Origin of the sequence: Agrobacterium sp. MCAB5, from assembly GCF_052114365.1 — a bacterium.
Classification (GTDB): domain Bacteria; phylum Pseudomonadota; class Alphaproteobacteria; order Rhizobiales; family Rhizobiaceae; genus Agrobacterium; species Agrobacterium tumefaciens.
In genome coordinates, this window is record NZ_JBFREP010000001.1 from 2,501 (window position 1) to 16,847 (window position 14,347).

General features: G+C 55.6%; 9 protein-coding genes, 1 tRNA gene, 2 rRNA genes and 1 riboswitch. Of the genes, 11 read left to right on the top strand and 1 reads right to left on the bottom strand.

What is annotated here, in order from left to right; translation table 11 throughout:
- Positions 1 to 279: 279 nt before the first annotated feature.
- The 4 genes from AB4Z23_RS00020 (at position 280) to recQ (ending at position 5,623) form a co-directional block, all read left to right on the top strand.
- A 23S ribosomal RNA gene (locus tag AB4Z23_RS00020) occupies positions 280 to 3,086 on the top strand.
- Between the two features lie 221 nt (positions 3,087 to 3,307).
- Positions 3,308 to 3,422 (top strand): 5S ribosomal RNA (gene rrf / locus AB4Z23_RS00025).
- A 119-nt stretch (positions 3,423 to 3,541) separates the two neighbouring features.
- Positions 3,542 to 3,618: transfer RNA gene (locus tag AB4Z23_RS00030), tRNA-Met, on the top strand.
- 196 nt (positions 3,619 to 3,814) lie between these two features.
- On the top strand, positions 3,815 to 5,623 hold the full coding sequence (recQ, locus tag AB4Z23_RS00035; protein ID WP_421476250.1) for a DNA helicase RecQ: 1,809 nt from the start codon (positions 3,815 to 3,817) through the stop codon (positions 5,621 to 5,623).
- A 54-nt stretch (positions 5,624 to 5,677) separates the two neighbouring features.
- Here recQ and AB4Z23_RS00040 read toward each other — a convergent pair whose 3' ends face one another.
- Positions 5,678 to 6,910, bottom strand: a complete 1,233-nt coding sequence (locus AB4Z23_RS00040) for an ROK family transcriptional regulator (protein WP_421476252.1) — start codon at positions 6,908 to 6,910, stop codon at positions 5,678 to 5,680.
- Between the two features lie 266 nt (positions 6,911 to 7,176).
- On the opposite strand from AB4Z23_RS00040, the gene AB4Z23_RS00045 reads away from it, so the two are divergent.
- The 7 genes from AB4Z23_RS00045 (at position 7,177) to nrdE (ending at position 14,333) form a co-directional block, all read left to right on the top strand.
- Positions 7,177 to 8,199 carry a sugar ABC transporter substrate-binding protein gene (locus AB4Z23_RS00045; protein WP_003514241.1) on the top strand — a complete coding sequence of 341 codons (1,023 nt, stop codon included), beginning with the start codon at positions 7,177 to 7,179 and terminating at the stop codon, positions 8,197 to 8,199.
- Between the two features lie 222 nt (positions 8,200 to 8,421).
- Complete coding sequence (locus tag AB4Z23_RS00050) at positions 8,422 to 9,504, top strand: ABC transporter permease (RefSeq protein WP_013635210.1); 1,083 nt, start codon at positions 8,422 to 8,424, stop codon at positions 9,502 to 9,504.
- Entirely contained in the window at positions 9,504 to 10,286 is a 783-nt protein-coding gene (locus AB4Z23_RS00055; RefSeq protein ID WP_013635211.1) for an ATP-binding cassette domain-containing protein, read from the top strand. Before AB4Z23_RS00050 ends, AB4Z23_RS00055 begins: the two co-directional genes overlap by 1 nt.
- Entirely contained in the window at positions 10,283 to 10,912 is a 630-nt protein-coding gene (locus tag AB4Z23_RS00060) for a nucleoside triphosphate hydrolase (RefSeq protein ID WP_441359948.1), read from the top strand. The genes AB4Z23_RS00055 and AB4Z23_RS00060 overlap by 4 nt, the downstream gene beginning before the upstream one ends.
- Positions 10,913 to 11,043: 131 nt before the next feature.
- Positions 11,044 to 11,267: riboswitch (cobalamin riboswitch) on the top strand.
- A 256-nt stretch (positions 11,268 to 11,523) separates the two neighbouring features.
- Positions 11,524 to 11,745 carry a glutaredoxin-like protein NrdH gene (nrdH, locus tag AB4Z23_RS00065; protein ID WP_013635213.1) on the top strand — a complete coding sequence of 74 codons (222 nt, stop codon included), beginning with the start codon at positions 11,524 to 11,526 and terminating at the stop codon, positions 11,743 to 11,745.
- A 12-nt stretch (positions 11,746 to 11,757) separates the two neighbouring features.
- Complete coding sequence (nrdI, locus tag AB4Z23_RS00070; protein WP_003514252.1) at positions 11,758 to 12,156, top strand: class Ib ribonucleoside-diphosphate reductase assembly flavoprotein NrdI; 399 nt, start codon at positions 11,758 to 11,760, stop codon at positions 12,154 to 12,156.
- Entirely contained in the window at positions 12,144 to 14,333 is a 2,190-nt protein-coding gene (gene nrdE / locus AB4Z23_RS00075; RefSeq protein WP_075807520.1) for a class 1b ribonucleoside-diphosphate reductase subunit alpha, read from the top strand. The genes nrdI and nrdE overlap by 13 nt, the downstream gene beginning before the upstream one ends.
- Positions 14,334 to 14,347 lie beyond the last annotated feature (14 nt).

The window sequence follows — 14,347 nt, forward strand, 5'->3', positions numbered from 1 at the left end:
GGATTGATGTTGCCTGACCGCGCATCACCGGATGATATCTCGAGAAGCTGGTCTTAATGATACGACCTCGAAGTGCACCGGCGTGCCTTCAAAGAGGATTGTATCGAACACGTCGATGTCATCAGGAGATGATCTGGTTGTAAAAGGTAACCGGATTTTGCTGGTTTGCGGCTACCGAGAGGTGACCGTATGGCCGGATTTGGAACCCCTTCGAGCGCAAGCGAGGAGGATCAAGAATTCCAAATCAAGCAAATATGGATGAGCATAGACAATGAGAACGAAGAAGTGAATTAAGGGCATTTGGTGGATGCCTTGGCATGCACAGGCGAAGAAGGACGTGATACGCTGCGAAAAGCCGTGGGGAGCTGCGAATAAGCTTTGATCCATGGATCTCCGAATGGGGCAACCCACCTTAAATGCTTGGAAAATCCAGTCTGTTTTATGAACGGCCTGGGTTTCCAAGCATTGTGATAAGGTATCTTACTTTCGAATACATAGGGGTAAGAAGCGAACGCAGGGAACTGAAACATCTAAGTACCTGCAGGAAAGGACATCAACCGAGACTCCGTAAGTAGTGGCGAGCGAACGCGGACCAGGCCAGTGGCAATGATGAATAAAGCGGAACGATTTGGAAAAGTCGGCCATAGAGGGTGATAGCCCCTTACGCGTAGAACAGTCATTGTCCTTGAGTAGGGCGGGGCACGTGAAATCCTGTCTGAACATGGGGAGACCACTCTCCAAGCCTAAGTACTCGTGCATGACCGATAGCGAACAAGTACCGTGAGGGAAAGGTGAAAAGCACCCCGACGAGGGGAGTGAAATAGAACCTGAAACCGGATGCCTACAAACAGTCGGAGCCCGCAAGGGTGACGGCGTACCTTTTGTATAATGGGTCAACGACTTAGTGTAACTAGCAAGCTTAAGCCGGTAGGTGTAGGCGCAGCGAAAGCGAGTCTGAATAGGGCGATTGAGTTAGTTGCATTAGACCCGAAACCGAGTGATCTAGCCATGAGCAGGCTGAAGGTTGGGTAACACCAACTGGAGGGCCGAACCCGTATCTGTTGCAATAGATTGGGATGACTTGTGGCTAGGGGTGAAAGGCCAATCAAACTCGGAAATAGCTGGTTCTCCGCGAAATCTATTTAGGTAGAGCGTCGACCGAATACCCTCGGGGGTAGAGCACTGGATGGGCTATGGGGACTCACCGTCTTACTGATCCTAACCAAACTCCGAATACCGAGGAGTACTAGTCGGCAGACACACGGCGGGTGCTAACGTCCGTCGTGAAAAGGGCAACAACCCTGACCTCCAGCTAAGGTCCCCAAGTCATGGCTAAGTGGGAAAGGATGTGAGGATCCCAAAACAACCAGGATGTTGGCTTAGAAGCAGCCATCATTTAAAGAAAGCGTAACAGCTCACTGGTCTAAATAAGGGTCTTTGCGCCGAAAATGTAACGGGGCTAAAGCCATGCACCGAAGCTGAGGATGTGACAGTTGTAGTGACTGTTGCGTGGTAGCGGAGCGTTCCGTAAGTCTGTGAAGGCGGACCCGTGAGGGCTGCTGGAGATATCGGAAGTGCGAATGTTGACATGAGTAACGATAAAGGGAGTGAGAGACTCCCTCGCCGAAAGACCAAGGGTTCCTGCTTAAAGTTAATCTGAGCAGGGTTAGCCGGCCCCTAAGACGAGGCGGACACGCGTAGTCGATGGGAACCACGTTAATATTCGTGGGCCTGGTGGTAGTGACGGATCTCGTGTGTTGTACATTCTTACTGGATTGAATGTGCGGCGAAGAGGTTCCAGGAAATAGCTCCACCGTATAGACCGTACCCGAAACCGACACAGGTGGTCAGGTAGAGTATACCAAGGCGCTTGAGAGAACTATGTTGAAGGAACTCGGCAAATTGCACGCGTAACTTCGGAAGAAGCGTGACCCCATTTTACGCAAGTATGATGGGGTGGCACAGACCAGGGGGTAGCGACTGTTTATCAAAAACACAGGGCTCTGCGAAGTAGCAATACGACGTATAGGGTCTGACGCCTGCCCGGTGCTGGAAGGTTAAAGGGAGGGGTGCAAGCTCTGAACTGAAGCCCCAGTAAACGGCGGCCGTAACTATAACGGTCCTAAGGTAGCGAAATTCCTTGTCGGGTAAGTTCCGACCTGCACGAATGGCGTAACGACTTCCCCGCTGTCTCCAACATAGACTCAGTGAAATTGAATTCCCCGTGAAGATGCGGGGTTCCTGCGGTCAGACGGAAAGACCCCGTGCACCTTTACTATAGCTTTACACTGGCATTCGCCAAGGCATGTGTAGGATAGGTGGTAGGCTTTGAAGCAGGGACGCCAGTTCTTGTGGAGCCATCCTTGAAATACCACCCTTATCTTCGTGGATGTCTAACCGCGGTCCGTTATCCGGATCCGGGACAGTGTATGGTGGGTAGTTTGACTGGGGCGGTCGCCTCCGAAAGAGTAACGGAGGCGCGCGATGGTGGGCTCAGACCGGTCGGAAATCGGTCGTCGAGTGCAATGGCATAAGCCCGCCTGACTGCGAGACTGACAAGTCGAGCAGAGACGAAAGTCGGTCATAGTGATCCGGTGGTCCCGTGTGGAAGGGCCATCGCTCAACGGATAAAAGGTACGCCGGGGATAACAGGCTGATGACCCCCAAGAGTCCATATCGACGGGGTTGTTTGGCACCTCGATGTCGACTCATCGCATCCTGGGGCTGGAGCAGGTCCCAAGGGTATGGCTGTTCGCCATTTAAAGCGGTACGTGAGTTGGGTTCAGAACGTCGTGAGACAGTTCGGTCCCTATCTGCCGTGGGTGTAGGAATATTGACAGGATCTGTCCCTAGTACGAGAGGACCGGGATGGACGTATCTCTGGTGGATCTGTTGTCCTGCCAAGGGCATAGCAGAGTAGCTATATACGGAATGGATAACCGCTGAAGGCATCTAAGCGGGAAACCAACCTGAAAACGAGTGTTCCCTATCAGAGCCGTGGAAGACGACCACGTTGATAGGACGGGTGTGGAAGCATGGCAACATGTGAAGCTTACCGTTACTAATAGCTCGATCGACTTCTTCGTTCCCATTGTTCATGCTCATCAAAGATGAACATCATCTGTTCTGTCCTGACGCGCATAGCGCTCCGGACGGGCCGCGCCACAGGGCGCGACGACCTCTGGTCTGTATGGCAAACATACGGGAAGGGTCGCAGAAAGACGTGTTAAATTAAATGAAGCGCAAGCTTCCCAGCTTCTCGAAACAACACTCATGTGAAAACATGAACTGTGTTGCGTTTTGCCGACCTGGTGGTTATCGCGGGGCGGCTGCACCCGTTCCCATTCCGAACACGGCCGTGAAACGCCCCAGCGCCAATGGTACTCCGTCTCAAGACGCGGGAGAGTAGGTCGCTGCCAGGTCTGCAAAACGCAACAAATATCTTCTCAATACATCACAGCGTCCCTGTGATGCAGTCGCGATAAATCCAATACGGATTTACGCTGGTCGCGATAAATCCCATAGGGATTTACGCTGGTAACGCGGGGTGGAGCAGCCCGGTAGCTCGTCAGGCTCATAACCTGAAGGCCGCAGGTTCAAATCCTGCCCCCGCAACCATCTTCTCAAAAACCCCGTAGCTTAAGCTGCGGGGTTTTCCTTTTGCGAAATACCCCAAATAACATCCAAATCTATATAAGTTCGCATCGTCCACAATTGGCGCTCTTTTTTATGGGACTGATTCAGCCTTTCTGCGTTGCGATAGCCCCTGATTTGGCCATGATGCGTAAACCGTCCAGCTCATAAGAAAGCCAACGTGACCACCGATCCCTTGCAGATTCTCAAGACCGTCTATGGATACGATACGTTTCGTGGACAGCAGGCCGAAATCATCCGGCATGTGATGGCAGGCAACAATGCATTTGTATTGATGCCAACAGGAGGCGGGAAGTCGCTTTGTTACCAGATTCCGGCGCTCGCCCGTAAGGGAATGGGGCTGGTTGTTTCGCCCCTGATCGCGCTGATGGTCGATCAGGTCGCCGCCTTGCGTCAGGCAGGTGTGCGGGCAGAAGCTCTCAACTCCGATCTTTCCCCAGAAGAGCGGCGGGCACTCTGGCAGGATATGCGGGCTGGCAAGGTCGATATTCTCTATGCCGCGCCTGAGACCCTTCTCAAGCCGGACGTTCTGGATGCGCTTCAACCTATCAGCCTGTCGCTGATCGCGATCGACGAAGCTCATTGTCTATCGCAGTGGGGGCACGATTTCCGTCCCCCGTACCGCCAGCTAGACACGTTGATCGAGCGCTTTCCGGATACGCCACGCATGGCGCTCACGGCGACTGCGGACGAGCCAACCCGCGCCGAAATTCTGGGTCATCTCGGGATCAACGGAAGCGACGCCTTCATAGCCGGATTCGATCGGCCAAATATCCGCTATGCGATCATGGAAAAGGATAATCCACGTACGCAGCTGAAGCGCTTCCTGACGGGTCGCGAGGACGAAAGCGGCATCGTCTATTGCCTTTCCAAACGCAAGGTCGATGAGACGGCAGCCTGGCTGCGCGAGGAGGGGCGCGATGCGCTGCCCTATCACGCCGGCATGGACAAGGCCGCCCGCGAGGCGAACCAGACCCACTTCCAGCATGGTGAAGCTGTCATCATGGTTGCAACCGTGGCTTTCGGCATGGGCATCGACAAACCGGATGTGCGCTTCGTCGTGCATATCGATCTGCCCAGCAGCATCGAAGCCTATTATCAGGAAACCGGCCGTGCCGGCCGTGATGGTCTGCCGTCCGACGTGCTTATGCTTTACGGTTATGAAGACATCGCATTGCGCAACCGCTTCATCGAAGAGTCGGATGCGGGCGACCAGCGCAAAAACATGGAGCGCCGGAAGCTCGATGCGTTGCTTGGCCTCGCGGAAACAGCCGGTTGCCGTCGGCGGGTGCTTTTGTCTTATTTCGGCGACTATTGCGAGCCCTGCGGCAATTGCGACACCTGTGCGGAACCACCGGACCTGTTTGATGGTGCCATTGCCGCGCAAAAGTTGCTGTCCTGCATTTACCGCACGGGAGAACGTTTCGGCCAGGCCTATGTCATCCGCGTATTGCTGGGCATGGAAGATGAACGGATATCGAGCTTTGGTCACGATCGGATCACGACCTACGGCATCGGCAAAGAGCACGACAATCGCACCTGGCGGGCCATCCTGCGCCAGATGGTTGCGCTGCGGCTGATCGAGGTTGATCTGGCCGGTCACGGGGGATTGTCCATTTCCGAAGAAGGGAGGTGGTTCCTGCGCGAAAAGCCGTCCCTGATGTTGAGGATACCGACCGCTCCCCGTTCGGCGCGACAACAGGCGACTCGCAAGCCCGCCGCCACTATTATACCGGAGGCCGATCGCAGTCTCTTTGAGGCGCTGCGTGCGAAGCGCATGGAAATTGCCCGCGCGCAGAACGTTCCGCCCTATGTGATTTTCCACGACAAGACACTCATTGAGCTTACGGCAGCAAGACCGGCCTCTGTGGGAGAAATGGCGCAGATACCTGGAGTGGGAGACACAAAGCTGGAACGATACGGCCCTGCTTTTCTGGCAGCGATCATGGAACATGCCGCCAGCGAGTGACCATTTGAATCCGGCAAAGAGTCCCACCAGGAAATTTCGGTAGGGCCTGAAACCTCAGCCTGTCGTGTCCTTGAACAGAACATTCTGGTCGATGAGATAACGGGAAAACAGGGGCAGGCTCGCTCCACCGATAGCCCGGGCCTGGCTGCCGACCGCTCCCTCGATGATTTCCGGCAGCGTAACACCCTGAAGATCGTGATGTTTGAGGGCAAGACGGGTGGCGGAGACTATTCTTGCTCTGACCCAATCCGGAAAACCGCCATCGATGATGACGCTGGAAAAATCGATGATGGAGGCTGCAGCGATGACGGCCTGCGCAAGGGCCGCGGCCGTTTTTCCGATCCAGCTTTCCAGCGGCTCGCCGAAATCGATCCATTCATCCGGCGAGAACCACAGGGGACGGGGATCGATGCCCCGTTCGCGCAACATGTTTTCCAGAACGAAGATGGAGGCGATTTTCAGAAGCTGGACCGTGTTGCCGTCCTGCCCCTGAACCGGAAGGGGGCCGATTGCACCGGCGGTGCCCGTCTTTCCGGAAAACAGTGCGGAGTTTAAAACGACACCGCCACCGATGAAGGATCCGATGAAGATATAGAGAAAATCGGGGTAGTTCTGGCCTGCACCAAAAACCAGTTCTGCACCGCAGGCACTGGTCGCATCGTTCTGCAGGAAAACCGGATAGCTGACGCCATCCGCAATTTCGGAACGGATATCGACGTCGCGCCAGCGCTCCATCTCATTCTGCGGGGCGCCGACCTCCTGCGCCCAGTTCCACAATTCGAACGGCGCGGCAATGCCGACACCGGCAATTTTTTGCCGTTCGGCCGGAGAGAGCTTGGACTCGAGTTCCGTGATACCCTCGACGACGAATGGCAAAATCCATTCCGGCATAGGATAGGGGTAAGTTCTGCGGAGCTTCAGCTTGATCCGGCCGACGAAATCCATCAGCACCAGATCGACGCTGCGACGGCCGATTTTTACGCCAAACGAGAAGACGGCATCGGGATTGAGGCGCATCGGCGTCGAAGGCTGCCCGACTTTGCCGCGCAGTCTTTCGCCACGAATAAGAAGACCGTCACTTTCGAGCGAGCGCATGATGACCGAGACAGTCTGCGCCGAGAGACCGCAAAGCCTGGATATTTCGGCTTTCGACAAGCCGCCGTGGCGGCGAACCAGCGACAGCACAAGCCGCTCGTTATAGGCACGCACCCCAATCTGGTTGGCGCCGCCGCTCATATCCATGTTGGTGGACGGCGCGGGCGGCGCCGTCTCGACAGATTGTCTCATAGTTTCATCCTCCCGCCCGCCATATCCGCCGCGACCGATACATGCAGGCTTTATGGCAATCTTGCTATCGCAACGTTAAACGACGCCGCGATATTCCTCCCTGCCGCTTGTTAGAATGCCATACGGAATTAATAATTCAATCGGATTTATTTATTGACAGCCGTTTCCTTTGGTGGTTCCATCTGTGTCAACGGTCGCTGTTCTCGGAGGAGACGAGATCGTCGGGTAACCGTCACGGTACTCAAACATTCAATGGGAGGATTACAATGAAGACGACTGTTTCCGCTCTTCTGGGCGCGCTTGCGCTCGGCGTTTCTTTCGCGTCCGTCGCGTCCGCCGCCGATACTTCGGTTTGCCTGATTACCAAAACCGACACCAATCCCTTTTTCGTCAAGATGAAGGAAGGCGCAACCGCCAAGGCTAAAGAACTTGGCGTGACGCTGAAGTCCTATGCCGGCAAGATCGATGGCGATTCCGAAAGCCAGGTTGCCGCGATCGAGACATGCATTGCCGATGGCTCCAAGGGTATCTTGATTACCGCATCGGACACCAAGGGCATCGTTCCGGCCGTGCAGAAGGCGCGCGATGCCGGTCTTCTGGTCATCGCCCTCGATACGCCTCTCGAACCCGTTGATGCCGCTGACTCCACTTTCGCTACCGACAATCTTCTGGCCGGCGAGCTGATCGGCAAATGGGCTGCTGGCACCCTCGGCGACAAGGCCAAGGATGCGAAAATCGCCTTCCTCAACCTCACGCCTTCCCAGCCAACCGTTGATGTTTTGCGCAACCAGGGCTTCATGAAGGGCTTCGGCATCGACGTGAAGGACATCAACAAGATTGGTGATGAAGACGACAAGCGTATCGTTGGTCATGATGTTACCAACGGTAACGAAGAAGGCGGCCGCTCTGCGATGGAAAATCTGCTGCAGAAGGATCCGACCATCAACGTCGTTCACACCATCAACGAACCTGCAGCTGCCGGTGCTTACGAAGCGCTGAAAGCCGTCGGACGCGAAAAGGATGTTCTGATCGTTTCCGTCGACGGCGGTTGCCCTGGTGTCAAGAACGTTGCGGAAGGCGTGATCGGCGCAACGTCTCAGCAATACCCGCTGCTGATGGCGGCACTCGGCGTGGAAGCCGTCAAGAAGTTTGCCGATACCGGTGAAAAGCCGAAGCCGACGGCAGGCAAGAACTTCTTCGACACCGGCGTAACGCTGGTAACCGACAAGCCGGTCAAGGGTCTCGATTCGATCGACACCAAGGAAGGCCTGAAGAAGTGCTGGGGCTGATACATCACCGTTGAAATCGGCGGGGGCAATTTGCCCCCGCCCTTGAACCGGAATGGTTTAAAAGAACGATCTGGGTGATCGGACAGGAACAAACGAGCGCGCCCGGCGTCCGTGGACGTAACTGAGGCACGCTTCTCAACAGTTTGAATCTACGCATTGTCCCCTCTGGAAAATAATCCCGGGTTCGGGGCTGATGCGATGGAGCGATCGGGAGGAAAATCCATGAGCGATCAGCCAGTGCGGGCTCAACCGCATAATGAATTTGAAAAAGTGCTGTCGGGAAGTTCGACCCAGGTCGCTGCTTTCGATACGCACAACAAGAGTTTGCTTGAAAAATTCCAGCACTTTCTGCATTCCAGCCCGGCGGCCGTACCGCTGATCGTTCTGGTGTTGTCGCTGGCTGTCTTCGGCATGACCCTGGGCGGCAAGTTTTTCTCGGCCTTTTCGCTGACGCTTATCCTTCAGCAGGTGGCAATCGTCGGCATCGTCGGCGCGGCACAGTCGCTGGTCATTCTGACTGCGGGCATCGATCTTTCGGTCGGTGCGATCATGGTCCTGTCCTCCGTCGTCATGGGACAGTTTACGTTCCGCTATGGTTTGCCTGCCGAACTCTCGATTATCTGCGGTCTCGCAGTCGGCGCATTTTGTGGCTTTATCAATGGCGTGCTGGTTTCGCGCATGCGGCTACCACCCTTCATCGTTACACTGGGCATGTGGCAGATCGTGTTGGCCACCAATTTCCTCTATTCGGCCAACGAAACGATCCGCTCACAGGATATCGTCCAACAGGCGCCCATTCTCCAGTTTTTCGGCAACAATGTCCGCATCGGCAGCGCCGTCTTCACCTATGGCGTCATTGCGATGGTTCTGCTGGTTGCCCTGCTCTGGTATGTGCTGAACCGCACCGCCTGGGGTCGACATCTCTATGCAGTGGGTGATGATCCCGACGCAGCCGAACTTGCCGGCGTTAACGTCAAGCGCATGCTGACGACCGTCTACACACTTTCCGGGCTTATCTGCGCCTTCGCGGGCTGGGCTCTCATCGGCCGCATCGGCTCGGTATCGCCGACCGCCGGTCAGTTCGCCAACATCGAATCCATCACCGCAGTGGTCATCGGCGGCATATCGCTGTTTGGCGGACGCGGCTCGATCATGGGCATGATCTTCGGCGCGCTGATCGTCGGTGTCTTCTCTCTCGGCCTGCGACTTATCGGAACAGACCCACAATGGACCTATCTGTTGATCGGCGTCCTTATCATCTTGGCTGTCGCAATCGACCAGTGGATCAGAAAGGTAGCAGGCTGATGGCAAAAGAACCTATCCTCACAGCACGCAATCTCGTTAAACGCTACGGTCGTGTGACTGCGCTCGACAATGCCGATTTTGACCTTTATCCGGGCGAAATCCTCGCCGTCATCGGTGATAACGGTGCTGGAAAATCCTCTCTCATCAAGGCGATTTCCGGTGCGGTGACACCCGATGAAGGGGAGATCAGGCTTGAAGGCAAGCCGGTACAGTTCCGCTCGCCGATCGAGGCGCGCAAGGCTGGTATCGAAACCGTTTATCAGAACCTTGCGCTGTCTCCCGCATTGTCCATAGCCGACAATATGTTTCTCGGCCGTGAAATCCGCAAACCCGGTATTCAGGGAAGCCTGTTCAGGGCACTGGACCGTCCGGCGATGGAAAAGTTTGCCCGTGAGAAACTCTCTGAACTCGGCCTGATGACGATCCAGAACATCAATCAGGCGGTGGAAACCCTCTCCGGCGGCCAGCGCCAGGGTGTTGCGGTGGCGCGTGCAGCCGCCTTCGGCTCCAAGGTCGTCATCCTTGACGAACCGACGGCGGCGCTCGGCGTCAAGGAAAGCCGCCGCGTTCTCGAGCTTATTCTGGATGTACGCGCGCGAGGGCTACCGATCGTTCTCATCTCGCACAACATGCCGCATGTTTTCGAGGTTGCTGACCGGATTCATATTCATCGGCTGGGCAAGCGTTTGTGCGTCATCAATCCGAAGGACTATACCATGTCCGACGCCGTCGCCTTCATGACGGGCGCCAAGGAAGCGCCAAAGGAAACGCTGGCCGCATGACGTTGAAGCTTGAAACGATCGTCGAAGACGTTCTTCGGCGGGCTGAGGATAAATCTCGTTTTATCATGGCCATTGCCGGTCCCCCTGGGGCCGGCAAATCCACGCTGGCGGATGCCCTGTGCGGTGCCCTCGTGGCGCGCGGCGAGGCTGCGGCTGTCCTACCCATGGACGGCTTCCATATGGATAACGGTATTCTCGAAGAACGGGGGCTCTTGCCGCGAAAAGGCGCACCGGAGACCTTCGACGTGCGCGGCTTTCTTGATATCGTCTCCGCAGTTCGTCAGGGCGGGCAGGAAGTTCTTGTCCCGGTTTTTGACCGCTCCCGCGAAATAGCCATTGCCTCCGCTCGCGCCATCGCGCCAGAAACACGCTTCATCCTTGCCGAAGGCAACTATCTGCTGTTGAACGAGGCGCCGTGGACGAAGCTTTCCGGCAGCTTCGATCTTGCCGTCTTCGTAGGCCCATCCGTTGCGGTGCTCGAGGAACGCCTGCGGGATAGATGGCAGGGCTATGGTCTCGATGCGACCGAGATTCACGCCAAACTGTTCGAAAATGATCTTCCCAACGGAAAGCGGGTGATTGAGAACTCACGCCCCGCCGACATTCGTATCGATATCTGGGAATAACCCGCCGCTTCCGTCCGTAGGCGGCATCGAGCATTCGCCGTTAAGCCTTTGTTGACCATGTGTTGAATCTTTTTGATCCACAGGGTGGGGCTTTCGCATGTCTAATTATTGACGAAAAAAATTCCTCATATACTATATGTGGTGTTCAAGGTTCTTTCGATTCGCAAGCGTCGGGAGCTAAGACGGGAATTCGGTGCGTAACACCATTATGGTGAAGCAATGCCGAAACTGCCCCCGCAACTGTAAGCGGTGAGCATCATTCCGATTTGAGCCACTGGCGCTAAAAGCTCCGGGAAGGTGGGAATGGATGTTTTGACCCGCAAGTCAGGAGACCTGCCTTGAGCGAAAACGTCCACGGGCGGGGTGTCCGGAAGGAAGGTGTATGACGCAAATGAATTGCGTGCGCCCTTTTCTGCCCCCTCCAGAACAAGCTTCGGGGTGAAGTCATGCCAGTGCATTTTTATGAGTTTCTACGCTCGTCGGCGTAGACAGCGATCTTACGCGGCCTGACCCGCGCGCCTCGCCAGAATGACAGAACCATCGCCACCCGCTTGCGATTGCAGGCGGGCAATGTTGAGCCGTGCGTAAAAGCGGCTTGGAAAGAGGAAACAATGACCGTCACCGTTTACAGCAAACCCGCCTGCGTCCAGTGCACTGCCACCTATCGTGCGCTTGACCGCATCGGTGTCAGCTACGAGATCGTCGATATCTCCGAAGATGCGGATGCCCTCGATCGCGTTCGCGGCCTTGGTTACATGCAGGTTCCCGTTGTCGTTGCCGGCGAACGCCATTGGGCTGGTTTCCGTCCGGACATGATTGGCTCGATCAGCTGAAGAGGCGATGCGATGGGGCTGATCGTCTATTATTCCAGCCGGTCTGAGAACACTCATCGCTTCCTTCAGAAACTGGGGCGACGATTGCTTCGCCTGCCGCTCGGCGCCGAGGAAGACGTTCCTCACGTGTCGGAGCCCTATGTTCTCGTCACCCCCACCTATGGGGGCGGCGGCATGAAAGGAGCGGTACCGAAACCGGTTATCCGGTTTTTGAACGAGCCCTCAAACCGAAATCTCATTCGCGGCGTCATCGCGGCGGGAAATACGAATTTTGGCGCAGCTTTCGCATCCGCCGGAGATATCGTGTCGCGTAAATGCGCGGTGCCGTTTCTCTACCGCTTCGAGCTTCTCGGCACGGAGGAAGATGTCGCCAACGTCAATCATGGATTGGAACGATTTTGGACACGCTGACCTCGAGCGCGGTGCGCAACACGGATGCCAAACAACAAGTAACCGCCGCGCAGAAACACCTGGACGCGGGACTGGACTATCACGCGCTGAACGCGATGCTGAACCTCTACGATGAAAACGGGAAGATCCAGCTCGACAAGGACCGCCTTGCGGCACGGCAATATTTCCTTCAGCACGTCAACCAGAACACGGTGTTTTTCCATAATCTCAGGGAAAAGCTCGATTATCTCGTGACCGAGGGATATTACGAACAGGAGGTGCTGGACCAGTATTCCTTCAATTTCGTCCGTGACCTCTACGACGAGGCCTATGCCAGAAAGTTCCGTTTTCCGACATTTCTCGGCGCCTTCAAATATTATACGTCCTATACGCTGAAGACCTTCGACGGAAAGCGTTACCTGGAGCGTTATGAGGACCGCGTCTGCATGGTGGCGCTGGCTCTGGCGCGTGGCGACGAGCAACTTGCCCGCGATCTGATGGATGAAATCATTTCCGGCCGCTTCCAGCCGGCAACCCCGACCTTTCTCAACGCCGGCAAGAAAAGCCGCGGTGAGCTGGTTTCGTGTTTTCTGCTGCGTGTGGAAGACAATATGGAAAGCATCGGCCGGTCCATCAATTCAGCATTGCAGCTTTCCAAGCGTGGCGGTGGCGTAGCACTGTCCCTGACCAATATTCGCGAAGCCGGCGCGCCGATCAAACAGATCGAAAACCAGTCCTCTGGCGTCATTCCTGTCATGAAGCTGCTGGAAGATTCGTTCTCCTACGCCAACCAGCTTGGCGCGCGCCAGGGCGCTGGCGCGGTCTATCTGCATGCCCACCACCCGGACATCATGCGTTTCCTCGATACCAAGCGCGAAAACGCCGACGAAAAAATCCGCATCAAAACCCTTTCGCTCGGCGTGGTGATCCCTGATATCACCTTCGAACTCGCGAGAAACAACGAGGATATGTACCTGTTCTCGCCGTATGATGTTGAGCGGGTCTATGGCGTGCCGTTTACCGAGATTTCCGTCAGCGAAAAATATCAGGAAATGGTCGCCGACAGCCGCATCCGCAAGAAGAAGATAAAGGCACGCGAGTTCTTCCAAGTCATCGCAGAAATCCAGTTCGAAAGCGGTTATCCCTATATCATGTTCGAGGATACGGTGAACCGCGCCAATCCGATCGCCGGCCGTATCAGCATGAGCAATCTTTGCTCGGAAATCCTACAGGTCAGCGAGGCGAGCGAGTTCAACGACGATCTCTCTTACAGCCATATGGGCAAGGATATTTCCTGCAATCTCGGCTCGCTCAACATTGCTTCAGCAATGGATTCGGCTGATTTCGGCAAGACGATCGAAACCTCCATCCGGGCGCTGACGGCCGTTTCTGACATGAGCCACATCTCGTCTGTCCCTTCCGTGGAAAAGGGCAATGATGCGAGCCACGCCATCGGGCTTGGTCAGATGAACCTGCATGGCTATCTGGCGCGCGAGCGCATCTTCTACGGCTCCGAAGAGGGCATCGATTTCACCAATATCTATTTCTACACGGTGACCTATCACGCCATCCGCGCCAGCAATCGCCTTGCCACGGAAAGGGGGCAGAGCTTCAAGGGCTTTGAAAACTCCAAATATGCCTCGGGCGACTACTTCGATAAATATACCGACCGGGAATGGCTGCCCGCGACGGAAAAGGTCCGCGACCTTTTTGAGAAAGCTGGCATTTCCATTCCGACACAGGAGGACTGGAAAGCGTTGAAGCAGGCTGTCATGGAGACCGGCCTCTATAACCAGAACCTTCAGGCCGTGCCGCCCACAGGCTCGATCTCCTATATCAACCACTCGACCTCCTCGATCCATCCCATCGTCTCGAAGATTGAAATTCGCAAGGAAGGCAAGATCGGCCGTGTTTATTATCCGGCTTCCTACCTTTCGAACGACAATCTCGAATATTATCAGGATGCCTACGAAATCGGTCCGGAAAAGATCATAGATACCTATGCGGCGGCCACCCAGCATGTCGATCAGGGCCTGTCGCTGACATTGTTCTTCCGCGATACGGCAACGACGCGCGATATCAACCGGGCGCAGATCTACGCCTGGAAAAAAGGCATCAAGACCATCTACTACATCCGTTTGCGCCAGATGGCGCTGGAAGGCACGCAGGTTCAGGGCTGCGTATCCTGCACGCTCTGAATTGAGGGACAAGA